The sequence below is a fragment of the Lactonifactor longoviformis DSM 17459 genome (assembly GCF_900129135.1).
Lineage (GTDB): Bacteria > Bacillota > Clostridia > Lachnospirales > Lachnospiraceae > Lactonifactor > Lactonifactor longoviformis.
Window position 1 is genome coordinate 33,010 of sequence record NZ_FQVI01000017.1, and the last position, 23,726, is coordinate 56,735.

The window sequence follows — 23,726 nt, forward strand, 5'->3', positions numbered from 1 at the left end:
AAGGCCTTTTTATTTGTCCTGTCTTCCATTTTTGTGACTTATGCTTTATACTGTAGTTTAAAGTTAGTACTTTCTTCCAAATTATTGACCGATAAGATGAATTTATATTTGTGTAAAAGAAAGGATATTCCCTATATGGTAACCTTAAAAGATGTGGCAAATACTTTGGGGCTTTCTGTATCCACAATCTCCAGAGTATTGAACGAACCCGGATTCGGATCCGAAAAGACCAGGGTCAAGGTTTTAAAAGCAATTGAGGAATTGGGATATACCCCCAATACCGTGGCACAAAGTATGATACGCGGAAAAACCAACCAGATTGCACTGGTAATCCCCGATGTATGCAACCCCTTTTATACCAGCATTGCCAGGGGTGTGGAGGATGTGTGCCTAAAAAATAAATATCGCCTCCTTCTGTGCAACACTGATGAAAATACAGCCAAGCAGAACGGATATCTGGACAGCATACGGGGGCATCTCTGCGATGGCTTTGTTATCTCTGTAGTCTCCGAAGAGGATACCAGTTTAAATAAGATCAATTATAACGACATTCCTTTTGTTATGATCAGCCGCAAATGTTCTTCCGTGGAAGCGGATTTTGTAGGTATCGATGACCACTATGGTGCCTACCGGGCAACTACCCATCTAATCCGCAGGGGGCACAGAAAAATTGCCACCATATGCGGAAAGCAGGACACCTATCCCGGTCGTATGCGCCTGAAAGGTTATCTGGATGCCCTGAAGGATCAAGGAATTGAAGAAAATGAATCCTATATTATCAACTGTGATTTCACGGTTGAATCCGCTCATCGGGCGGCCCATGAACTTCTACGGCTGGAGACACCTCCAACCGCGATTTTTGTGGCTAATAATCTGATGACCCTGGGTTGTCTCACATATCTGAAGGAGCATAACATAAAAGTGCCTGAAGAAATCTCCGTGGTGGCCTTTTACGAACCGGACTGGGCCTCTATCTGTTATTCACCTCTTACTTGTGTGGATGTTTCAGCTTATGAGATGGGGACTATTGCAGCAGAACTGCTGTTTGAACGGCTGGAAGATGCATCTTTCCCAAAGAAAGAAATTCTTTTGACGCCTGAATTGACGGTGCGGGAGTCTTGCGGCGGACCTGTTCCACGCGGATGATTCCGCAGCAATGATTAGAAAGTATTCGGCAAAACCAGGATCCTCAGAGGGGATCCTGGCTTTCCTTTATTTAGATATATTTCCTGCAAAACGCATTCCAATGCTTTTCAAATAAGGCGTAGTGCCGGTCTCTCTCCTTTTCAGAAAAATGTTCAAATTTTTTTAGGTATGTTCTTTCCTCAGGATCCATCTGGTATTTTTCCTGCTTTTTGCATAATTTTCTAATTTCCTGGAGAAGTACGGTCTCATCGTGCAGATCTCCCAGGACCTCCTGGAACAGCCTGGCTGCTTCCAGCATTTCTGCTTCCTCTTTGTCCAGAATCTCACGGAAGAAATCTAACACATATCTCAATTCTTTAAAGGAAAGGCGAAGCTTATGAAGTACCGGTTCCGGAACCAGCAGGCCTTCCATCCAGTTCTTTTGTGCTTTGATTTTCATAACCGCACGCCAGACACCCTCTTTTTTTACTTCCTCCGGGAAAAATATACACGCCCCTTTCCCTCTGTGAAGTACAGGGGTACAGATCCCCCGCTTTATCTCCTCTTCCATAGCTGCCGCCAGCTTCGGGAATTCGTCAGAGGAAAAATACTGGTCCATCGCCGTCAGACATCCCTCCCTCCTTTCCCCTGTGATTTTGTTCCATACAGGAAATACATCCGGGCTGATGCCTTCTTTCTCCAGAAAAACTATTTGTTTTTGATTCAGAACATCCAGATCCCTTAGCGCTCCCAGTCGTTTGAGATTCCGGTTAAGTTGGGGTTGATAGCAGAAACTCCACCGGGGCTTCATATAGTGGGAAAATACTTCCGTCACAGAGTACAGCTTGCGGAATGCCACACGAAGATCATGTATAGCTTCCGGATCCCCATAGTCAGGAGTCTTTTCTGTGAGCTGACGGATGGTATCTAACTGCTTACTGACATAGAGCTCCAGCTGGCCGGAAAAGCTGGAGCATCCCGCCTTCCGCCCGCCCGGGCATTTCTCCTCAGAGGGGATTGCCTGCTTCTCAGCCAGCTGCACACTTTCCATTGCCGCCTCTACAACCGGTACATACTTTTTGCTCACCTGCATCTTCTTCAGATACTCCTTGACACCTGCCCCGTCCATAACGTGTGTCCGCATTCCCGTGAGAACTGCTGCCAGAAGAATATTTTCTTTGTCTGACAGAGATTTCAGCGGATGTGTAAGTACGATATCTCCCTCCAGAGCCAGAGAGTCCTCCTCCAGAATGCCCTCACCGATCCCTTTTAGCAGGAATGCCCTGGATGCAATGGAGGCATAAGACCGGGGCACCTGATAATCTTCGGACACTGCCCGAAAAATAAGTTCAGCCAGTTTGGCATTCTCTTTTCTTGTGTCATAGCTGAGCCCAAAGATGCTGCACAATTCTTTTGCCCCCCAATGCCTCACCTTCTCTCTGGGATTTCGAATATAGTTTCTCTTAGCCATGATTTTATCCATTTGTATCACCCCTTTCTGTCCCTATCGTACACTTTTTTCCGGCAAAATACTACTCTTACCGGTATCTCGGTCTGTATATAACAAAAGCAGGGGAAGAATCTCCCCTGCTCTTGTCGTCATTACAATAAGTCATACAAATAATACCCTTGGCCTCTACTCAAACAGAGGTGTGCTGAAATATCGCTCCGCCGTATCCGGCAATACCGTAACCACTGTCTTTCCTTTTCCCAGTTTTTTTGCCAGAGCAATGGCTGCCGCCACGTTGGTTCCACTGGAAATCCCGCACATAAGGCCTTCCAGGCGGGCAAGATCTTTTGCGGTCTGTAAGGCTTCCTCGTCGCTTACAATATAAATGTTTTCATATATTTTCTGATTCAGTATGGCTGGTATCAAACCGTCTCCGATTCCCATCTGTATGTGAGTTCCTATATTACCGCCCGCAAGAATTGCCGCATTCTCCGGCTCCACTGCCCAGATTTCCATATCCGGATTCTGCTCTTTCAGAATTTCCCCGATTCCCGTAATGGTACCGCCGGTGCCTATTCCGGAACAAAATCCGTGAATAGGACCTCCTGCATCCCGCAAAATTTCCCGGGCCGTATATTTTCTGTGTACAGAAGGATTTGCAGGGTTCTCAAATTGCTGAGGCACATATACATTGGGATCTTCCCGGGCCATATTCAGTGCCTGCTGGAGACACTCTTCAATACACGCTCCGATATCACCTGCATCGTGTACCAGCCTGACCTCTGCCCCATAGTGCTGAACCAGCTTCCTGCGCTCTTCACTCACAGAATCCGGCATAATAATCACCGTCCGGTATCCCTTCACGGCTCCGATTAATGCCAGCCCAATTCCCTGATTGCCGCTGGTAGGTTCCACAATAATGGAATCCTTGTGAAGCAGTCCTTTTTCTTCAGCCGCTGAAATCATATGAAAAGCGGTTCTGGTTTTAATAGAGCCGCCTACATTTAATCCTTCGAATTTCACCAGTATCTGTGCCCCGTTGGGATCCCCCATATGGTTCAGACGGATCAGCGGAGTATTGCCCATTGCATCTAAGATTGTGTTGTAGATCATGATTCTCTCCCTCGTGTCGTAGTCTTTCTCATTATTGTATGTTATTATGGGAAAATATTCAAGTTATTAAGTGAATTATGTAGAAAAAGGACGGGCCGGTTACCCGGCCCGCTCTATCTGAGGCAGAACTTCTACCCGTATCTTTTCTACACGGCGTCCTGACATTTTAAGCACAGTAATTTTCAGATTTTCGAATTGAAACTGTTCTCCCTCTTCCGGTATTTTACCCAATTCATCCATCACCCAGCCGCTGACTGTAGTCACTTCTAATTCTTCCTCTCTGTCCAGCTCTTCAAAAAAACGTTCTGCGTTAGTACTGCCGAGAACTGTATAGACGCCCTCCCCTTCCTTCTCTATTTCCATAACCACCTTATCATGTTCATCCCAGATTTCACCTACCAGCTCTTCCAAAATATCTTCCAAGGTTACAATCCCTACCGTTCCGCCAAACTCATCTATCACAACAGCAATATGAGATTTTGCCGCCTGAAGCTCTTTTAACAGAATATTGATTTTCTTTGTCTTTGTTATAAAGAGCGGCCTTCTTACAATATTCTCCAGCTTCTCATCCGTGTGATATACGTAATTGTAAAAGTCCTTCTGATACAGGATTCCTACAATTTGATCGATATTCTCCAAGTATACCGGGAGTCTGGAAAATCCGCTGTCGGCAAAAGCCCCGGCAATGCTGTCCCTGGAGTCTTCAATAGAGACGGCAACCACATCCACACGGGGAGTCAGGATATCTCCGGCTTCAACTTCTGTAAATTCTATGGCGTTGCGGATCAGATCACTTTCCTGGGTCCCGATCCCTCCGTCCTGTTCTGCCTCCTCCACTATAGTCAGCAGTTCTTCCTCAGTAATGGAACGGTCCTCTGAGGTTTTTACCAGTTTAGACAGGAACTTTTTCCACTGGCGGAACAAAAAATTAAAGGGCGTCAGAACCACCATAAATCCCTTTAAAAAAGGAGCGGAAAACATGGCAAACTTTTCTGGTGACTCCTTAGCAATGCTTTTGGGAGATACCTCCCCAAAAATGAGAACAACAATGGTAGTTGCAACAGTTGAGACACTGGCACCCATATCCTCACCCAAAAGCTTTACAAACAAAACCGTGGCAATTGATGCGCAGGCGATATTAACGATATTATTGCCAATCAGGATTGTTGAGAGCATTCCATCATAATTACCTGCCAGTTTTAAAACAAGCTCTGCCCTTTTATTTCCTTTATCCGCCATATTCTTCACCCGGATACGATTCAGAGAAGAAAAGGCTGTTTCCGTTGCCGAAAAGTAAGCCGACATAATAATACAGATTACAATAATTGCCAGTGAAATGCTGTTACTGTTCATATACAAAATCCTTTCCTACTATAAATTTCTCTATTCAATAAACTCTATTTCAGCTTTTCCAGCAAAATATTCTCTTTTTTTGCACTAAATAAGGACATAACTTTCCTTCAGCACGATTTATAGGGTGCTGACAGAATGCTATGTCCGGTATGATTTTTATATTTGCTGTTGCCTTACAATTTGTTCGGTCTTCGTCGCAGTCGGCGTCGTCCATTTTCAGTTTCCTTTCTGCAGTCTGCACTTAATTTAATTGAATTATATGATATCAGACAAGGACTGTCAACAGAATTTTGCAGTTTGGGATAGGGCAGGGTCTGTTATGCCTCGCCTTTCATCTTTCTTATATTTTCCACACTTTTTTATTATCCAATACGATGCAGAGGACAACTACAAATATCATAAGTGTTCCTGTTACAAACAAACAAAAACTATAATTGCCAAAGCGATCATATAAAATCCCAGCAAACACAGGTCCCATGATAGATCCGATCGAGGCAAAGCAGCGGATAAGCCCTATCATTTGGGCAGCCTCCTGTTTTCCATAAACTTTAGCTACAACAGCCGGCGAATAAATGCTGGCAATACCGCTTTCTGCCTCTACAAAAATAGCATATAGCAGGGCCCCGCTCATTCCTGCCAGCAGGGGATTCATCAGCATTACTGCCGCTGCAAAGCACCCACTGCTCACGGCAGCAATTTTCGGTGAGAACTTGTCAGAAAGAACACCGAAAAGGACAGACCACACCAAGGTGGCAATCGCATTTACTGAAGATACATAAGATGCTTGTGTACTGCTCAGTCCAAGTGTTTGAAAAAAGTTGTTTCCATGTGTAGATGCAACCCGTCCCACTGTACATGTCATCAAGCTTATTAACAGCGCTATCCAAAAGGGAAGTGTCTTGCGAATCTGGGCCATGGTCAGAGAAGCTCCTATCGGTTCCATTTTATGATGAGCAGACAGATAACCAATGGGACGCATTCCATATTTTTCAGGTGATTTGCTGACGGCAAAAAGTCCCAGCAAAACAATGCCACCGCCACTAATAAAAGCTTCTACCAGCAATACCAACCGATACCCGAAATTGAGAATTCCGCTTGCAATAATTGGTGAGAGAAGTGCAACAAATAGTGACAGCGTAATTGTCAAGCTGCTATACATCGTTGCTCTGGCCTTATCAAACCATTCTGTCATAGTTAACTGCCCCATAGCAAATCCGCTTGTTGTTCCTCCGATCCCCGCCACCGCAGCTGTTACATAGATCAAAAAAAGATTTGATGATACGGACATACTGAAAAGATATAAAAATACCGTAATACCTCCAACTACTATCAAAGGCTTTTTCCCAAAACGTTTATATAAGCGCCCAAAGAAAAAAGAGGTAGCAACTGCACCAATTGCATTTAGTGAAAAACATAGAGATAGCTGTGCTGTTGTTATCTGTAATTCTTTGCAAATTGGTCTTATAAACAATCCGATAGTATTTAACGGCAGAACTGTTAACATTACCATAAGCATTGTCGCAATTGCCGTTATACATCCGCGCTTTGTATTGTTTTTCCCCATGCTCTTCCTCCCATATCCACCCGCACTTCTTTTTAGAGAGTTTATTAACAGCGCAGGGGAAGTATCTCCCCCACTCTGTCAATTGAAATTTACAAGACAGCAGGAATCAGGATCTGATTCTACTATTATTTTGATCATACCATATTCTGTCTGTGAGAATCGCCGGTATACCATTTATTAGAATTTTATCGCCAATTTTCGCATCTTCTTTACATATCAAGACAAAACCAATATTTTTCTGTATCGTAAAACCATAGGTAAACATAGTAACCTTTCCAACTGTCTTGCTACCGATTTTCGCTTCAGCACCCTCCGTGATCTCCGCAGAATCATCCTCAACCACAAAGCCAAGCAGTTCTCTTCTGGAGCCCTGCATTTGTTCTTTCTGCAATGCCGCTTTTCCAATAAAATTTTTATTCCAGTCAATACTCCAGCCCAAACCGCATTCTAAGGGGCTGCACCCACCAATATCACTCATCAGAACAAATCCTTTTTCTCTCGGCAGACTAGTGGTAATTACATCTGTGGCAATTTTGACCGCATGATATTTCTTTCCCTTTTCCTTTAATTCCTTTTCTACTAAATCTGCATCTCTCGGGTTACAGTAGATTTCATACCCTAATTCTCCTGTAAAACCGCTCCTCGCAATCTTAACTGCTGCCCCAGCAAGTGTATTGTCATTGATAAAAAAGTTTCTCAAAGAATCTATAGGTTCTTTTACTATATCGTTTAACAGTCTCCTGGCGCAGGGTCCTTGAACGGCATACATTGTTATATCTTCTGTGATCTCTCTGTAAGAAACCTCCTCATAATTTTTGTGTGCATCAAACCAGACAATCAATTTTTCAATATATAGAGTAGATACCCAGTATTTATCCTCATCCATTCGGAACACAATTACATCGTCAATGATTTGTCCGCTTTCATTTAGCATAGTTGTATACTTAGCCTGATTAACTTTAGCTTTTGCCACAGCCCCTACAAACATCTTGCTGAGAAAGCTTCTGGCATCCAGACCAGTTACCTCTAACAGTTTATGGGTAAAGTCGTAATATCCCACAGCATTTCGGACACTCTCGTGATCTCTCTTAGCACTGCTGTCATTTTTGCGAAGCGAAGCATACGGATTAAGGGCTGCCTTTTCTAGTTCTGCAATATTCCTTTCTTTTATTCTGTCGTTCTTAGGATCGTAGAATACTCTATCTCTCAGAACAGCTTCATACCGTTTTCCTTCGCTGACTATGACTGCAAAATCGCCAATATTTGCAGTACAAACGTTTACTACTGCATAACCAATATTTTTTTTCAAGGAAAAGCCATAAGTGAACACCGTAACCCGTCCTGCATACTCATTGTTTACAAAGACCTCTGCGCCTGCGTTTATTACCGCAGAATCATCGTTCACCGCAAAACCAAGCAGTTCTTTTTTGGCCCCTTGGACATTTACCTTTTCAAGAGCTGTCTTCCCAATGAAGTTTTTGGTCCAGTCAATACTCCATCCTAAGCCGCATTCCATAGGATTCAGACCGCCAATATCGCTCATCAAAACATATCCTTTTTCTCTGGGCAAACTGTTAATAATTACATCTGTGGTAATCTCTGTTATTCCATAACGTTGCCCTTCTCTTTCTAAAGCATCTTTTACAAGTTCTCTATCCTCTGGTTTGCAGTAAATTTCATATCCCAGCTCTCCTGTAAAACCACTTCTTGCAACTTTTACCGGAATCTCACCTATTGAATTATTACAGATTTGGAACTGCTTCAGCTCAGTAACGCTTTCTTTCAGGAACCCATTTAATACAGCTCGTGAGGCTGGGCCCTGCACCGCATACATGAACGTAATTCCAGTAATTTCACTATAATAAACCTCTTCATAAGTTTTATGGGCATTGAACCAGGCAATTAATTCCTCAATATATAAAGTAGATATCCAGTATTTATCTTCTTCAATCCGGAATACGATTACATCATCAATGATTTGTCCGTCTTCATTCAGCATAGTAGTATATTTGCCCTGACCTATTTTTGCTTTTGCAACCGGACCTACAAACATTCTGCTGAGGAAGCTTCGGGCATCAAGTCCTGTCACTTCTAAAAGTTTATGTGTAAAATCATAATATCCTACATGATTTCTGACTGTCATATGCTCCCCAAAAGCTTTGGCATCTTGAATGCTTAGTTCTGGCTGAGTACAGATCTCTGATAAATGCACAGCGGAAGGTTCAATTTCCCTCTCTAGTTGATTAGACACCAAAGCTTTTGAATCGGCCGGTACCGCTGTTTCCGAAACTGGATAGGCATCTACTGTTTCTAGTTCCGGTTCCACTCCCTTAACAACTGCATTTTTGTATGGAGAATAATAACCGTCCAAAAGATCCGGAATCATAGATTTATCATTGCCTGCCTGGCTGCAAAGTTCTTCAAGATGACGGTAAAAAGCATTGTAATCTTTGGCCAGCTGACGATAATACTCATTCTGTTTCTGTATCAGGCTTTCTGGCGCAAATCCTGCTGCAATGGTTTCATCTACCAGTGCAATATGAAATTCACAGTCCACCAAATCTTCCATCACCTTCACTTTATAACCGCCGGCATAGTCCAGCCGTGTAACAGCAAAAGCTTGGTTTTCAAATAGTGTTCCATCTTTCTTTCTGTATGGAGTAACTTCCTTCCACATATAGAAAATTACCCCTTTTCGCGGATCTATATAAGTCTCAATCCAAGGATAATCCCAGCCTTCCACCCCAATCATTGTGTCAATATGAACGGTATTTACAACCTCGTCTTTGCCATTGGCTTCCAAACGCTTATGAAAATATGTAGGATCCACACCAGGCAAACACCAAGTATACTTAAAATCATCGGTCATATAGCGGGCCAATGGCGCATAATCCCGCGTTTTACGCGCCTTATCCAACGCCTTTTTCCACATTTCTGCAAATTGCTTCAATTCCACCGGAGCATAATTATGGCAATTAATATCGTTTACATGTGCGGTATAGTTATTATCGATTTGATCAAATACGTGTGCATCATTCTCTACAGTAAAATTCATTCTTAAACCCTCCTATCCACTTTGGTATTGGTAATTGGCAATTATTCTTTGTATCCGTATTCCTCACGCAGCTCTTCTAAATGCTCTATCCAATTTTCCAATGCCATTGTTTCTCTGGTTCTGCGCATCTTAACTTTTTCTCGCATTGCTTCATTAGCAAACCCGCCTGCTACTCCTTCCGCATGGCAATACTGCAGCATCTGCGATTCACAGATATCTGTCTTGTGCTTTGTACGGCCATTTCCGGCATAAGTATGGAAAGAATATCCGTATCCATTGGCCGCATAGAAAGTTCCATCCGACCTTTCCCAAGGGGAGATCATTTTCCAATTATAAATCAGAACCCCCTTCTCTGGATCTACCCAGTAATCACCCCAAGGGTACTTCCATCCATCCACACCAGCCATCTCTGCCCCCAATGCGTTTCGCATAACGGCATCTTTTCCATTTGCTACATAAGCCGGCAGAGTAGGCCCAAGAGCCCATTCGTATACAACATTATCATCCAAAATTGCTTCATTAGCCACCACATACTGTCCTGTTTTTCTGGCTTCCAGCATAACATCGTGGATTTTTTTCCCAAAAGCCTCTATTTCTTCATAAGTGTATTTATTTAACTCTGCTGTCATTGTCCATTCCTCCTTTATAAATCTTAATCCCATATTACAATATAAATATCTATGTCAGCAGTTTCCATACAGGAATACTTACCAAAAGTGCAATTACCTGCATAATCGCATAAGGCCAGGCCGTTCTCTTTATATCATCAAATTGAATCCACCCTTTAGTAGCCGCATTAGCCGTCAAAAATGGGAGTGATAATGCCTGGTTATTGAAAATAGAAGTACAGACAAATGCTGAGAAAGAAATTGCAGCAACAGGAAGCCCCATAGCTGCAGCAAGTCCTCCAAACAGTGTCGTACAAATAATTACGGAACCGGAAGTATCAATTACCAATTGACGAATAGCATAGACTACTAAACAAGTTAATATAATCAATACTACTGGGTTGCCGACTACACCGGCCACCGGCTGAAGCACACTAACTAAGAAGTCACTGATACCAAAGGTATTAATTCCTGCAAAAATGGGCATTAAGCAGAACATACTTAACATTAATGACCAGGGAACTGCTGTATTCAAATCCTTCTGTGGATTAAAAAGTCCAAACAGCATTGTAAGGCAAAAGCCAATGATAGCTGCTGTTGTATCGTCAATCCCAAAATTTTTGCCAAAAATCCAAAGTATTACCGTGATTAATAATATTAGCATGCCGATCTTTTCCTGCTTGGACATAAGACCCAGTTCTTCGTATGCTTTTTTCGCAGTACCTTTATCAAACTTGGTACCTGTTTCTGGCTTAAATTTAATTAAAATATATAAAGTCCACATAACCATCATTGCGATCATCCAAACTCCAGTTATTCCAAGCCAGCTGGTAAAAGAATATTTTTCGCCGCTAATAGCAGTACAAATCAAAAATCCCGTACTTGTAGCCCAAGCATTTGTAAAATTAGCAATTACCGGCCAGCACCCCATCCACATGCCTACCGCTCCCTTGCTATGGGGCTCCAGGTTATACTGGGAAGCTCCTGATTCTACCATTGGAGCAAAAATAGACACTTTTGCATTGCCACTTGGAATAAAAGGATTGAGGATAAATCCTGAAATGGAAAATGCAATCACCTGTGCTCCCCAGGTCTCAGGCAATAGCATCATTACTCTTGCCACTATCCTTTTAAATAATCCTGTTTTATTGATGGCCGTAGTAAGCGCAAACGCAAAAATAATAAACCACACCGTATTGCTTCCAAAACCAGTTGCCAAGACTTCATTTATAGTATAGGTTCTGGTAATCACGAGAAGTACAATGCAAATGGGTCCGATAATTGGCATGGGACAGACGCCGAAAATAGAACAGCATACAAATGTTAAAAAGATAGCAATTGTATTCAGCGCCTGCTGCGGCAAGGTCTCACTAGGTTTTAAAAGAAACGCAAATGTTACAAATAAAACAATTGCCAAAATTAAACCAATGATTTTTACTGGCTTTGATGTCATCCTTGGACCTGCCGGCTTCTCGAGTTTCAACTTTTCATTGCTTTGGCTCAATGTATAACCTCCTCCATAGATAAGATTGAATTCCACTAGTGGTGCTAAATTTACAATTTTTACTTAATTTGTCGACACCCTTAGTATACAAATCCACTTATTTTCATTCAATCCATCAAAGTGTATTGTATATCTCTTCTAAACAAACATTTTTGTCCTTTACTGCCTATATCTATTAACAACAAAAAACTGCTGCAAAACAGATGAATATTCATCTGTTATACAGCAGTTAATTTCTTTTTAGATTTCAGATTTATTCTGGATTTTCCTCTGAATCTTCATATATGGTCAGGAGGATCTGATACCAAAGTCTTGTCTTTGAGTTCAATAATTCATCACCCAATATCTGGTGAACACGCTCCATACGGTTCATAAATGAACTTCTATGCAGATACAAGAGCCTCGAAGTCACAGAGGCATTCATATTATTTTCTAAATAGCATTTCAATGTCTCAGCATAATTCACACCTGCTTTTGAGCTTTTTAGGAGTGTTCGGAGTTCCGGGGGAATCAGATGTTTTAAAGAAAATTCTCCTGTGCAATTCTCAAGCATATAGATAAAAGCATAATCCATAAAGAAATAGATACGTTTCTCCGGATGCATTTCCTGTCCAATTCTAAACGCATGATAAGCCTGTCGATGATAAATCCAAACCTCCTGAATGTCTGTAAAACGATCGCTGACTCCAGCATAAAAGCCTTTTTTATCTAAAAAGCTTTTCAAGGTGGCAATAAATTTTTCTAATTCATAAGGGAAAATAGAAAAATCTACAATTCCCATAATGCAGCCCTCATATTCCATGGCAACACAGCCTTCAAACATATTCTCTAATATCGAACAGATGTAATTGACAGGAGGAGATAAATGTCCGTCCCCCTGTACCATAACCTTAAAACACAAAAAAAACTGATTCTCAGTGGTAATATGAGCTACCCGATATTTACTGACAGGATTCTTATTCAAATAATCAAAGACAACACTTTTCAATGTAGAAGTCTGCATAGTCTTAACACTTGCGCGTCTCAGAAAAGCTTCCTCTATTCTTTCTGCATAAACTTGTATAATCTCTTCATCGCTTTTCCGAAAAGGCCGCCATCTTTCTGCTACCGTTATTGTTCCCACAAAACGGCCTGTAACAAACAAATTTGAACAGATATATCCTTCTGTAGGACGATAAATCCCCCTCAGTTCTTTATATTTCTCCCGTATAGTATGGACATTTTCGAATTTTTCAAGTGATATTGGGAACATTGGCGCTTCGACATGAAATTTAACCTGCCCATCTGCCTTCTTTTCCCAGGTAGTAATAGCCACATGATAAAATTCTGTATCTAAAATCGCCACAGGATTACCAATAAAAGGCAGTGAAAGTTTTGTCAGCTTCCCGAAATCAATATCTGATGCTATTACTTCCTGCATATCAATTTCCCATTGGGCATAGCTTTCATACCACCCCTGTACCTTATTAAAAACCTCTGCAAAATAACCGTTTTTTACCCAGATAAACGGAAAACATCCTCTGAGATAATTTTTTCTCGGTTCATCCCCTACACAGATAATAAAATAGTCCGAAGTGAATTCATGTCTCGACGGCAATGCATCCGTCGGTGCCAAATAAATACGGCCCTCCTCAAGTTCTGCCTGCGCATCAAATAGAGCCGGACGTTTCCATGAACGCTTATCCGCCTCGTTCCAAAAACAGTATGTCTGATACTCTACAGAAAGCTTGTCAATAATCAATCCTATCGTTATTCTCATAATTTACAATGTATTAGGGATAACCCTTAAATTCACAAAACACATTCCTACGGATTTATTATAACATTGTAAACGCATAAATCAAACCGACAAAACAGCTGTTTTTTCTGGAACTTTCATACATTTTTGTCGGTTTGATTCCCCTTTTCTTTATGCTCTCCACCTCTAAGTAATCATAATTGCCATACTCTTCCTTATCCTTTTTCGCCTTCGGACATATTGAAGATTCCATGCTTAATTGCCTGTTTTGGCCTGTGAATTTTCATCTGCTGAGGCGCTGGCCAGGAAAATCATTTAGGGACAGGTCTGTAGTATTTTGGGACAGGGCAACCCGAAAAGAGAGGGTTGTCTATTTCCCGACAGATACCTGGAATAGGTAAAAAAAGTGCGGAGCGTTTGCTTGCAGAAATAGGGATTGAAATGGATCAGTTTAAAGACCAATCTCAATTTAGCTCTTGGGCTGGTTTAGTCCCTGAATGCAAAGAAAGTGCCGGGAAAAAGATGAGTACCCGGATTCGGAAGGGTAATCAGCATGTAAAATCGGTTCTTGTAGAGTGTGCACGCTCTGCAATTCGGAATAAAAAGAGTTATTTCTATTCACGTTATCAACGAATTGCCGCACGCCGGGGTGGAAAAAGAGCCTTAATTGCGGTTGCCCACTCTATGCTTATTGCAGTCTACCATATCTTGAAAGAGTTACAGCCTTATAAGGAACTTGGGTACGATTATTACGATACATGCAATCATGAGAAAATCATACAGAGAAATATTCGTTCATTAGAACGTCTGGGAGTAAACGTAGTGATTGGCTAAGTCGTCTGCCATGTCAAAACTAAAAGCCCACCATAATTGGTAGGCTTTATTGTAATGCTTATTATTGGGTTTCCGAGAGTTACGTTTTCAGGACAGCCCCATGCAAAAACGTTGAACGTCCAACAGCAAGCCCCATCGCCAAAGGCGATTTTCATGGGCTTGAGTTGTAACTGTTCATAGTTCTAAACAGTTACTAATTATCTGTAAGTTTCAAAAACTTCGAACATAGTATTGATGTTTTCACGTTTAGCATTTTCGCAGGCTCCATTGAAATCAAATATATATCCTCCTCCCGGAGCACAATTGTCAATCAGGGATTTACAGTAATTGACTATAGTTTCCTTTTTCCCATATTCCATCAGTGCCACAGGCAAATTGCCGGAAATACAAGCTACTTTTCCCAGGATTTTTTTGGCTTCTCTCATATCAATGTCCTCAAAATGATAAATAACTTTTCCTTTTGGTACATCAGCCAGGTAGTGCAGACGTGTACTGTATTTTCCTTCGGCAAAGACGTAAGGCGTCACACCCATATCAATCAGCGCAAGCATGATTTTTTTTAGCGGATTCCAATAAAGCTTCTCATACTGCTTGTCATTCATAAAGCCATCCATACCCTTATGAAGGGGAAAGAATACCCTTTTACCCTTCATGGGGATAAAGCGCAGGAACTGCAGTGCCTGAATTTGCTGGTCGGCAAACATATCACAGGCTTCCTTTATTTCGTCTTCATATTCAAACAGGTCTTCCATAATTCCTACAGTTCCACGGAAATAATCACCTAAAATATCATAGGGTGCTTCCGAAATAGCCATGAACATGGATGGCATCCCAATGGCGGCCAACTGGTCTATCTGATTCATAAAGGCCGCACTGGTTTCCGCCTCTAACTTGCCGATTTCTGCAAAAAGCTTATAGGAGTCCAGCATGGCAGGCGAATAAAAAGGAGCTAAAAAAGCCGCGCTTAATACAGTGGAAGTGTTAAAAGAAAAATTTTGCAAACCCTGGAGCCTGTCATAGGCTCTGGGAATGTATTTTCTAATCATGAATCCTGTAAAATCCTTCAACAGCTCCGGATACTCCTCCTGTGCCATATACTCATGCTCAATAATCTGATGGGTACTGTAGTCTGATACAGAAGTGCCTGGTCGCCCAGGCCAGTCTATAAAATTAAAGCCAGATAGTTCACATGCTTTTCCGCTTATTAGCAAATTGGTCATTGTTGCATCACACTGAGGATAATCTGTATAAAATCTTACAATCGCATCAATTGCCTTCGGATGGTCATAATATGTATTCTTATAGCTTGAGCCATAGAAATTCTGGATGACCCCATCAAAACTGGGAGCCAGTGGAATCTTATCAGGCTCTTTTAATGCAACCGCATCCTCTATACGTTGTAAGCGTTCATTATACTTTTTCTTTTCCGGGGTAAGTATTGTGTTATTGTCCATAAAATATCTTTCTCCTTATCTGTTTTTTCGTTTTATGAGCAGGCACCCTATGGATAACAAGGTAAATCCAAAAAAAGCCGCACTGCTGATGGTAAATACCGTCTGGTCGGATGATTTTTCAAGCATCCGCAATAAACCGGACATGACATAAGAGGAAGCGACCCCTCCTAGATAAACACCGGTGGTGGCTATTGCGACTGCGAAGGAAGATGAGGACGGATTGCTGACCGCAGTGGCATAAACAAAAATAAGAGACATATTTACCGATAATCCCAGGCATGCCAGGCATGCTCCAATATAAACCATTGCCAGGTTATCAGCCAATGCCATGGTAAAGAAACCGACAGTCATTACCATACTTGAAAGTGGGATAGTCATAGCCTTTAATTTTGCAAAAATCTTGGAAAATAAAAAACCGCTGATTAAACCCGCAACTAACATAACAGTAAGAACCGTAGAGGCCGTTTCGCTATCGCCCAAATTCATCCCCACAATAAAAGCGGATGTATTAGTCAGAATGGGATAATGAAACACACCTTCCAAGATTGCAAGTAGGAATATTAACCAAAAGACAGGTGTTAACTTGATTTTCGGTTTATCCTGGCATTCGGCTGCGGAGGTTGACGGCTCAGGGAGCTTAAATATAATTAGCAGCAAAATTGGGATAGCTATCAGAAAAGGCCAAAATGTTTTGTTCCAACCTAATGTTACTAACAAACCCGCCATGAATACAAAATAAATCTGTCCGATATTCATAAATGAGGATGATAGTCCAAAAACAGATGCCAGTTCCTGGCCCTGGAAAAATAGCGGAATTAATCCGCTGGCAAGAGGTGTAATGACACCAATCCCAGCTCCCAGAACCCCCCTGAAAAACAGCAGTACAGAGAAACTACCTGTGAATATAGGACCGAGCCCGCCAATCAAGTATAGTATTATGCCTATTATGACAAGCGTTTTTTTAGGTATAAAGTTCATCAGAGCGCTTGTAATAAAAGAAAAGACCGTCAAGACTGCAAAAGGGAGAGTCAGAACAAGGATCACCGATGTAAAAGGTATATCGGGAAACGTCTGTGCAATATTAGGCAGGATGACTGAAGCGCCGTTGGGCGCCAGTACCAGCAGGGAAAGACTGAGGATAGTAAGCTTCAGAGTAAGATTCCTTTTCATAGATATGACCTCCCAACATTAATAAATCCTGCTGATTGTGGGCCAGACTTCGGTAAGCTTATCCAGACGCTCGTCTCCTACAATCATTCCGTTTCCTTGTTTGTTCATAATAATTGGCCAGAAAATAAACCCTTTATTTACTCCATACTCTTTTATATTTCTCATAGCCTCTTCCATCACAAGCTCTATGGAGGAGTCCAGATAGGAGGCTGGGCCGGAAGTGTCCCATCCACCTTCTACCACCAGTTTACCTTTGTATTTCTTCTGAACTGCTGCTAAGTCATTAATTGGCTGTGCGGAATTCCATACTTGTACTCCAATCTCCACGAAGTCATCCAGCAGGTCTTCACATTTCCCACAGATATGCTGGTTAAAAATGACACCCCTGGATTTGACTGTCTGGACAATTTGCCTATGATATGGCTTTATCAGTTTACGATAGGTCTCCGGGGATATGAACAGACCTTTGGCATGTGCCATATCGTCCACATAGGTGACCATATCCGGCTTATACGCCTCAATAGCACGTTCTAATACCTGAATGCGGTATTTCATCATTTCATGGAAAAAGTCATCGCAGGACTCTGGATCTTCAGCCAGTGAAATCAATGCATTTTCAAATCCCATAAAAGCAACAAGGCGGTCAAATAGCCCTGCGGGATAAAAAAAATTCAAAAGTTTGTTATCCCAGTCAAAACCAACAAGATCGTGTTTTGCCATTGCCTTAAAGTCTATTTTATCCACATCCGGAATTTTTACATAGTCCCGCCACTCGGATATATCACAGAATAGGAACTTCCCAGGTTCAGGTATGGAGCCTTCTGGGGTCGAAACCCAATTAACCCCAAAAGCATCTGGCCCTCCAAAAGTCATTTCCAGATTACAGACCCCAGAAAAAAAATAGGGGTCGCATTCATTCATCAGCGGTACATATTCCGGGTTCCCCCAATTAATTACTTCCAATACATTTTCACGTGGTGTCATAGCAGATACTCCTTTCTTACTTAGTCTATTTTCTTTATATGTTCATTATAAGAAAAGGTATCGGTATCGTAAAACAAACATAATTCTTACCCTACATTCCACAGTTGTAGTATTTACATGCAAAAAAAACATCACAACCAAAAGTTGTGACGCTTATGCCCTTGCATTAACTGCACGAATAATAGTTTATAATAGATTTGACAAAGGATTTCAGATGCAATTTTTCAGAATAATCAGGCTTTGCCAAAAACCCCATGTCAACCATAAATGATTTATATACAAGGGGCCGCGATATCACTGTATCATTTTCCGTAATTCCTCTGCCGCCTGCCACAACCACACCTTTGTTTGCCTCGATTCCCCTTGCCAGTATTCCCTGATCTGAAGACTCAAATACATACTTTGGATAAAAGCCACTTTCAATACAGGCTTCAATATAATCCATATATACCGCGGAGGAACTGACTGCCGGCAGAAATTGCGCTACATTTTTTAAATCTTCTATCTTAATCTCTTTTTTGGCTGCCAAAGGATGATTCCTGTTCATCAGCACAATCGGCCGTTCGTGGAAAACAGGTATGTATACAAGACCGGACAGTTGCTTAGGCTTGTGTATGAACCCCAAATCATACTTTCCAGACGCAATTCCTTTTATACAATATTCGGTGTTATCTGCAATTGTAAATTTTAATGTAATTTCTCCAATTTTGGAAATAAAGTCAGGGGGGATGACATAGGGCATGAAAGCATGTTCAAAAAGCAACGTGATGGTATAGTGATGCTGTTGAATGACATCCCTTATAATTGCCATGTGTTCTTCGTATTTCTTCAATAAAGATTCGGTAACAGGGAGGATCTTCTCACCTAAATCTGTTAGCTCTGTTCCCTTCCCAGTTCTGATAAAAAGCTGAACCCCTAGCTCTTCTTCAAGGGCACTTATTGCTTTACTCAGTGCCTGTTGTGATATAAAAAGCTTTTCGGATGCTTTTGTCAGATTTTTTTCAGAGGCGACCGTGAGGAATTGTATAATTTGATTTGCATTCATATCCGTACCAACCTTGTCCTTTCAATATTCTATCAAATACGCTCTAAATTTCTAGCCCTGAGACTTTATCACCGGTATCCACACCTCGGGATCCGGGTTCAGGTAGACTTCGATATCCGGGGCGTTCCCGTACTCGTAGCCTGAGGTGGGGATCCATTCTGTGACTATGCGCTGTTCCAGCTCCCCGCAAGCACTTACTCCCAAGAACCCCATAGGCTGTTGCTCCATCATTGTGGCCATTTATTTTTCTCAATCTCCTTGTGCAGAGGTGTACTGATACCCACAATGCGGAACGCCTCTCTTGTTTCGATTCTGCAATTCATTTCTTCCAATCCCTTTACTGTGATTTTAAAGCTGATGGGAGGATAAGATTTTAGGAACACGCCTTCTCTTTTTGCTGATGAGGGCGCGATGCCGTGGACGCTCTGAAACGCCCTGTTAAATGCTGTAGGTGATGAGTACCCATAGTTCAGGGCCGCATCCACGATCTTTATCCCGCCTCCCTGCAGGTTCACAGCCGCCAGGTACATCCGGCGTCGACGGATGTACTCTGAAAGAGGGATGCCTGCCATGTAGGCAAACATTCTCTTTACTGGGATATGGGAAATGAGAGCCGGTTCTTATTGTTTGACTTACTACCATCCCATCTTACCATAGTAGTAGGAGGGTTACAAGACCGGTGGAGTACTAATATAGCACATGAAAACCTGATTTCACCAAATTCTTCACAAGCGTTCTATTCTGTTACCCCGTCGGATAACAGTAATTCTGCAGATTTGGCTTGGATGGTTTTTCTATATTCTGGAAATTATGGAGTCAATCAAGCCATATGACTACGCCTATTCGGCATTCATAAAGTGATCTCTATCAGTATCTCGTTTGATTTCTTCGACTGTGCGTCCAGTATTTTCGGACAATATTTTGTTTAATCTTTGTCTGCTCTTTTGCATATAATCAGACATTATTTTTATATCGCTCTCTGGTCCTCGAATACCATTCCCATACATAGCCGGCTGGTGTAACATAATTTCGGCATTGGGTAATGTCATGCGCTTTCCACTGAAAAACTCTTTATATGAACATTTTGATATATCAGGCCTGCGTCTATGGCTGATGCTAAAGTTTAATTCTTTTCGTTCCAAACGAAGGTAAAGCCTTGGTAATTCTGTGCCGGGATATGCCATACATTATTTTTATGCACACCTATATTGTCAATCAGGATTTTCCAATGTCCTGTCTCATTGCTCTGAACATCCCCAATCTGTGTAATCTCCCCGTTCTCATTTAACTGGATGTCCACACCCTCATCGTCTGCGTTGACAGCATTGATCACATTCCCTAAAGTCGGATTGTACAGGATTAGCTTGATTTTTCTAATGTAAAGGATATGTTTCTCCCCTTGAATCGCCAGGTCACCCACCACTTCCTCTGATCCGTAGCCGTCATACAGAAGCATATCCTCTTCATCCTCTTTCTGAGACATGTATCTGCTAAACATAAAAAAGCAGCGGAGATTAAAACGATAACTCCTAAAATAATGAGCGTTTTTTGCATTCCTCCTAATGACACCAGCGGTAATTATACCCCACGTCAGTAAAATTACTACTGGATATAGAAAAATTAATTAATATTTCTGATCCAGTATACACTTTTTGTGAGATTATGGACCACATCGACCTATCATGATATTTTGTAGAGAAAGGGTACAAAAGAGACCGTCCGGGATGTGATGAACAAAAACTCCTCAAAGTGATACTCTTTACTTTCATGGAACATGAGATATGTTCTCTGCGGGAAATGGAAAAGTCCTGCAGAAATGATATCCGGTATATCTATCTTCTTGATGACATACAGGCACCCTCTTTTACCACGTTCGGAAACATCATCCGAAATCAACTGACTGATTCCATCGAGCAGCTCTTCAAGGATATATTCAGGCGTGAAACTGGAGAAGCGGGAAGCATACCCTATCGATTATGTTTCGGAACTGTTGGAAATGTACAGGAAGGGTACCAGTCTGGATGAATCCACGTTTGCCTCCGGCTGTGGACACAGAAAAAGTATCCAGCAGAAACAGTATCAGGAAATGCAGGGATATCTTGAACATTTAAAAACTATGGGCGCAATATAGAATTCTGTGGGGAATGACCAGCTGCTCCCGTCATACAACATTCAGGCTTATTTTGAATAACGGAATGCTTCTTGGATACACAAATGATATGATATCTTATTATATTGCCGAAAAGCTGTATTTTGGAGATTATCAAAAAATCAATTCCATACAGATGATGGGAGGGGTGGATTCACAGGCATCTCTTTTTGGGGGACAGGAACTGGCCGTCAGATGAGTTAGGCGCAGTGTGCCGGATCTGCGGGAGATATCTGGATAAAAATGGACTCCCCTGTAACGCAGGGATTAATGAACGAATTATGGCCATTGATTTGGATGTTCTGAAAGAATTAGACACAGTTATCGGAGTATCGGCCAGTATAGTCAATGCCCAGTCCGTGATAAGCTGTGCAAGAAGCGGATATATTAATACTTTAATTATAGATGAGGCGCTGGCCCGGAAAATCATTTAGGGACAGGTCTGTTGTATTTTGGGACAGGCCAACCCGAAAAGGGGACGTGTTCCTTTTAGAAAGAACACGTCCCCTTTTTTACTCTTTACTTTTCTTTTATCAGGCCGCTCCTGTAAGCATCCAGAAGCTGTTTTAACTCATCAATTCTCTCTTTGAGGGCTTTCCCGTTATCTGTATCTCCAACCACCATTCGCTTTGCCACTCGTTTTACCAGTATGCTGTCTGATACGATATCTGTCTCCTGGGCTATGGCATTTTCTGCGGATGTGAAGGGCTCATGGGCGGCAAGAATGAGTCCGAAGGAGTTAAAGATAAGGGTATAGCCGGCAATTCCGGTTTCCTTTTGGTAAGCCTTTGAAAATCCTCCGTCTATTACAAGAAGTTTGCCGCTGCACTTGACAGGGCTTTCCCCTGACATGTGATGCACCGGGACATGGCCGTTGATAATATGACCGTGCTCCGGGTCCAGTCCGAATTCCTGAAGGATACTGTTTACTACCGTATCGTTTTCCAGCATGCCATAGTAAGCATTCTTTACTTCCTTGTGGGTCTCCGGCTCTTTCAGGAAATACCGCTCCAGGGTTGCCATCTTGCTTTTTCCGAACAGCGGAGAACCGGGGCCTGACCAGATATACCACAGAATATCCTTGCCCTTCTCTCTTTCCACGGGATTGAGGGCAAAAAAGGCCTTTCTCACGTAGGTATCCAGCACATCATACAGCGCTTTTCCCTTATATTTTTTCCCGTATATCTCTACAGTCATGAGGCTTCCGTCATCGTTCAGAGGAACGCATCCGTGATACAGCAGATTCCCATTGAATGTTTTGTACAGACCGCCCTTATTCAGAAGCAGCATCATGTGCTGCTGAAGCTTTTCACAGTCGGTGAACGCCGTCACCAGACGCTCCATGATAGCTGTTTCTTCTTCTGTAAGTTCAAAGGGCTTCTTGGGATCTATGGTTGGAAAATTTTTGTCGATTAATGCATAGGTCTTCCCGTCCAGTTCCATTGTCCCGGCTTCATAATCTATTTTGTCCAGAAGCCGCCGGTCGCTCATCTTATATTCCTTATGCCTTGTCAAAAGCTGGCCCTCCAGTTTAAACTGAATGATGGATATGGCCTTGTGCATCTTCATATTCAATTCTGTCTCTGCAGGATTATAGACATCTGTCCCTTTAATTTTAAAGCACTCGCAGGGATCATTTTTGTAAGTTGCAAGGGCAAAGGTTGCAAGGGGAAGCAGATTAATGCCGTATCCGTCTTCCAGAATGTCCAGATTTCCATACCTGGCACAGATACGTATCACAGTGGCAATACAGGAACGCTGGCCCACCGCAGCTCCCATCCAGAGAATATCATGGTTTCCCCACTGAATGTCCAGGGAGTGGTAGCTTGTCAGCTTATCCATTATGTGCTGGGGACCAGGCCCTCTGTCATAGATATCTCCCAGGATATGGAGATGATCGACTACCAGGCGCTGAATCAGCTCAGAAAGGGCTATAATAAATACTTCCGCTCTCCCGATTTCAATAATCGTATGGACAATCTCGTCATAGTAAGCTTCTTTGTCCACCAGATCCGGTTTTTCTGTAATCAATTCTTCAATGACATAGGCAAAATCCTCCGGCAGAGCCTTTCTCACCTTTGACCGGGTATATTTGGAGGCTACCCGTTTGCAGACTTCGATGAGACGGTACAGGGTAATCATATACCAGTCTTCCATGTTCTCCCTGCTCTTTTTCACTACCTCCATCTTTTCTTTTGGATAATAGATTAAGGTTGCCAGAGATTTCTTCTCTCTTTCGTCCAGAGTGTGTCCGAATACCTCATTGATCTTCCTTCTCACTGCTCCCGAACCATTTTTCAGGACGTGGGAAAAAGCTTCATATTCCCCGTGAATGTCGGTCAGAAAATGTTCTGTGGCCTTAGGCAGGTTCAGTATAGACTGCAGATTAATGATTTCTGTGGAGGCTTTAGCGATTGACGGGTAAAGCTCTGCCAGACATTGGAGGTACTTCAGTTCTAATTTTTCCATTTCATACATTCTCCCAATACATTATTTATAGCAACTAACAGATAAACTATATTTGTAAGGTAACATATTTTTCTGACCCTTGCAATGGATGGCTTATAAATTCAGATTAAA

The 23,726-nt window shown here is 42.1% G+C and carries 21 protein-coding genes and 1 pseudogene; 5 read left to right on the forward strand and 17 right to left on the reverse strand.

The features are described 5' to 3' along the window. The first annotated feature begins 135 nt into the window (after positions 1-135). Positions 136-1,146, forward strand: a complete 1,011-nt coding sequence (locus BUA56_RS14705; protein WP_072853084.1) for a LacI family DNA-binding transcriptional regulator — start codon at positions 136-138, stop codon at positions 1,144-1,146. A 70-nt stretch (positions 1,147-1,216) separates the two neighbouring features. Here BUA56_RS14705 and BUA56_RS14710 read toward each other — a convergent pair whose 3' ends face one another. From BUA56_RS14710 to BUA56_RS23365, 9 genes are all read right to left on the reverse strand, one after another. Next, the gene (locus tag BUA56_RS14710; RefSeq protein WP_072853086.1) at positions 1,217-2,608 is read right to left on the reverse strand and encodes a CHAD domain-containing protein; all 1,392 of its coding nucleotides are present in this window, start codon (positions 2,606-2,608) and stop codon (positions 1,217-1,219) included. Positions 2,609-2,761: 153 nt separating this feature from the next. Next, positions 2,762-3,688, reverse strand: a complete 927-nt coding sequence (gene cysK / locus BUA56_RS14715; protein ID WP_072853087.1) for a cysteine synthase A — start codon at positions 3,686-3,688, stop codon at positions 2,762-2,764. Between the two features lie 99 nt (positions 3,689-3,787). Continuing rightward, positions 3,788-5,041 carry an HlyC/CorC family transporter gene (locus tag BUA56_RS14720; protein ID WP_072853088.1) on the reverse strand — a complete coding sequence of 418 codons (1,254 nt, stop codon included), beginning with the start codon at positions 5,039-5,041 and terminating at the stop codon, positions 3,788-3,790. 340 nt (positions 5,042-5,381) lie between these two features. Beyond that, positions 5,382-6,605, reverse strand: coding sequence for an MFS transporter (locus tag BUA56_RS14725; protein WP_072853089.1), 1,224 nt, complete (start codon positions 6,603-6,605; stop codon positions 5,382-5,384). 106 nt (positions 6,606-6,711) lie between these two features. Next, positions 6,712-9,660, reverse strand: a complete 2,949-nt coding sequence (locus tag BUA56_RS23695; RefSeq protein WP_242946778.1) for an aminomethyl transferase family protein — start codon at positions 9,658-9,660, stop codon at positions 6,712-6,714. 41 nt (positions 9,661-9,701) lie between these two features. After that, entirely contained in the window at positions 9,702-10,289 is a 588-nt protein-coding gene (locus tag BUA56_RS14740; RefSeq protein ID WP_072853090.1) for a hypothetical protein, read from the reverse strand. A gap of 49 nt (positions 10,290-10,338) precedes the next feature. Next, positions 10,339-11,772: an SLC13 family permease gene (locus tag BUA56_RS14745; RefSeq protein ID WP_072853091.1), complete on the reverse strand. Its 1,434-nt coding sequence runs from the start codon at positions 11,770-11,772 to the stop codon at positions 10,339-10,341. 253 nt (positions 11,773-12,025) lie between these two features. Continuing rightward, positions 12,026-13,192 carry a PucR family transcriptional regulator gene (locus tag BUA56_RS14750; RefSeq protein WP_158641009.1) on the reverse strand — a complete coding sequence of 389 codons (1,167 nt, stop codon included), beginning with the start codon at positions 13,190-13,192 and terminating at the stop codon, positions 12,026-12,028. 397 nt (positions 13,193-13,589) lie between these two features. Beyond that, on the reverse strand, positions 13,590-13,763 hold the full coding sequence (locus BUA56_RS23365; protein ID WP_207650941.1) for a hypothetical protein: 174 nt from the start codon (positions 13,761-13,763) through the stop codon (positions 13,590-13,592). Between the two features lie 113 nt (positions 13,764-13,876). Here BUA56_RS23365 and BUA56_RS14755 point away from each other — a divergent pair, with 113 nt between their 5' ends. After that, the gene (locus BUA56_RS14755; RefSeq protein ID WP_072853093.1) at positions 13,877-14,344 is read left to right on the forward strand and encodes a transposase; all 468 of its coding nucleotides are present in this window, start codon (positions 13,877-13,879) and stop codon (positions 14,342-14,344) included. Between the two features lie 197 nt (positions 14,345-14,541). Here the strand turns inward: BUA56_RS14755 and BUA56_RS14760 are convergent, their stop codons facing one another. The 7 genes and pseudogenes from BUA56_RS14760 to BUA56_RS14795 form a co-directional block, all read right to left on the reverse strand. Beyond that, positions 14,542-15,798: a uroporphyrinogen decarboxylase family protein gene (locus tag BUA56_RS14760; RefSeq protein WP_072853094.1), complete on the reverse strand. Its 1,257-nt coding sequence runs from the start codon at positions 15,796-15,798 to the stop codon at positions 14,542-14,544. Positions 15,799-15,813: 15 nt separating this feature from the next. Beyond that, positions 15,814-16,968, reverse strand: a complete 1,155-nt coding sequence (locus BUA56_RS14765; RefSeq protein ID WP_072853095.1) for an MFS transporter — start codon at positions 16,966-16,968, stop codon at positions 15,814-15,816. 18 nt (positions 16,969-16,986) lie between these two features. After that, positions 16,987-17,952 carry a uroporphyrinogen decarboxylase family protein gene (locus BUA56_RS14770; protein WP_072853096.1) on the reverse strand — a complete coding sequence of 322 codons (966 nt, stop codon included), beginning with the start codon at positions 17,950-17,952 and terminating at the stop codon, positions 16,987-16,989. A gap of 166 nt (positions 17,953-18,118) precedes the next feature. Next, the gene (locus BUA56_RS14775) at positions 18,119-18,997 is read right to left on the reverse strand and encodes a LysR family transcriptional regulator (protein WP_072853097.1); all 879 of its coding nucleotides are present in this window, start codon (positions 18,995-18,997) and stop codon (positions 18,119-18,121) included. A 51-nt stretch (positions 18,998-19,048) separates the two neighbouring features. Continuing rightward, positions 19,049-19,587: pseudogene (locus BUA56_RS14785) on the reverse strand (AraC family transcriptional regulator); the annotation flags it as partial. A 249-nt stretch (positions 19,588-19,836) separates the two neighbouring features. Next, positions 19,837-20,139, reverse strand: a complete 303-nt coding sequence (locus tag BUA56_RS14790; RefSeq protein WP_341443453.1) for a ClpP family protease — start codon at positions 20,137-20,139, stop codon at positions 19,837-19,839. Further along, a complete protein-coding gene (locus tag BUA56_RS14795) occupies positions 20,121-20,480 on the reverse strand; it encodes a hypothetical protein (protein WP_139249496.1) in 360 nt (119 codons plus the stop codon). The genes BUA56_RS14790 and BUA56_RS14795 overlap by 19 nt, the downstream gene beginning before the upstream one ends. Positions 20,481-20,936: 456 nt before the next feature. Between BUA56_RS14795 and BUA56_RS22805 the strand changes: the two genes are divergently transcribed. From BUA56_RS22805 to BUA56_RS14810, 3 genes are all read left to right on the forward strand, one after another. Then, positions 20,937-21,128, forward strand: a complete 192-nt coding sequence (locus BUA56_RS22805; RefSeq protein WP_187143890.1) for a hypothetical protein — start codon at positions 20,937-20,939, stop codon at positions 21,126-21,128. An 88-nt stretch (positions 21,129-21,216) separates the two neighbouring features. Beyond that, positions 21,217-21,345, forward strand: coding sequence for a hypothetical protein (locus BUA56_RS23885; RefSeq protein WP_278320867.1), 129 nt, complete (start codon positions 21,217-21,219; stop codon positions 21,343-21,345). Beyond that, a complete protein-coding gene (locus tag BUA56_RS14810; RefSeq protein ID WP_158641011.1) occupies positions 21,317-21,580 on the forward strand; it encodes a sugar-binding domain-containing protein in 264 nt (87 codons plus the stop codon). Before BUA56_RS23885 ends, BUA56_RS14810 begins: the two co-directional genes overlap by 29 nt. Before the next feature lie 85 nt (positions 21,581-21,665). Here the strand turns inward: BUA56_RS14810 and BUA56_RS14815 are convergent, their stop codons facing one another. Beyond that, the gene (locus tag BUA56_RS14815; RefSeq protein WP_072853109.1) at positions 21,666-23,615 is read right to left on the reverse strand and encodes a fructose-1,6-bisphosphatase; all 1,950 of its coding nucleotides are present in this window, start codon (positions 23,613-23,615) and stop codon (positions 21,666-21,668) included. Between the last annotated feature and the right edge of the window lie 111 nt (positions 23,616-23,726).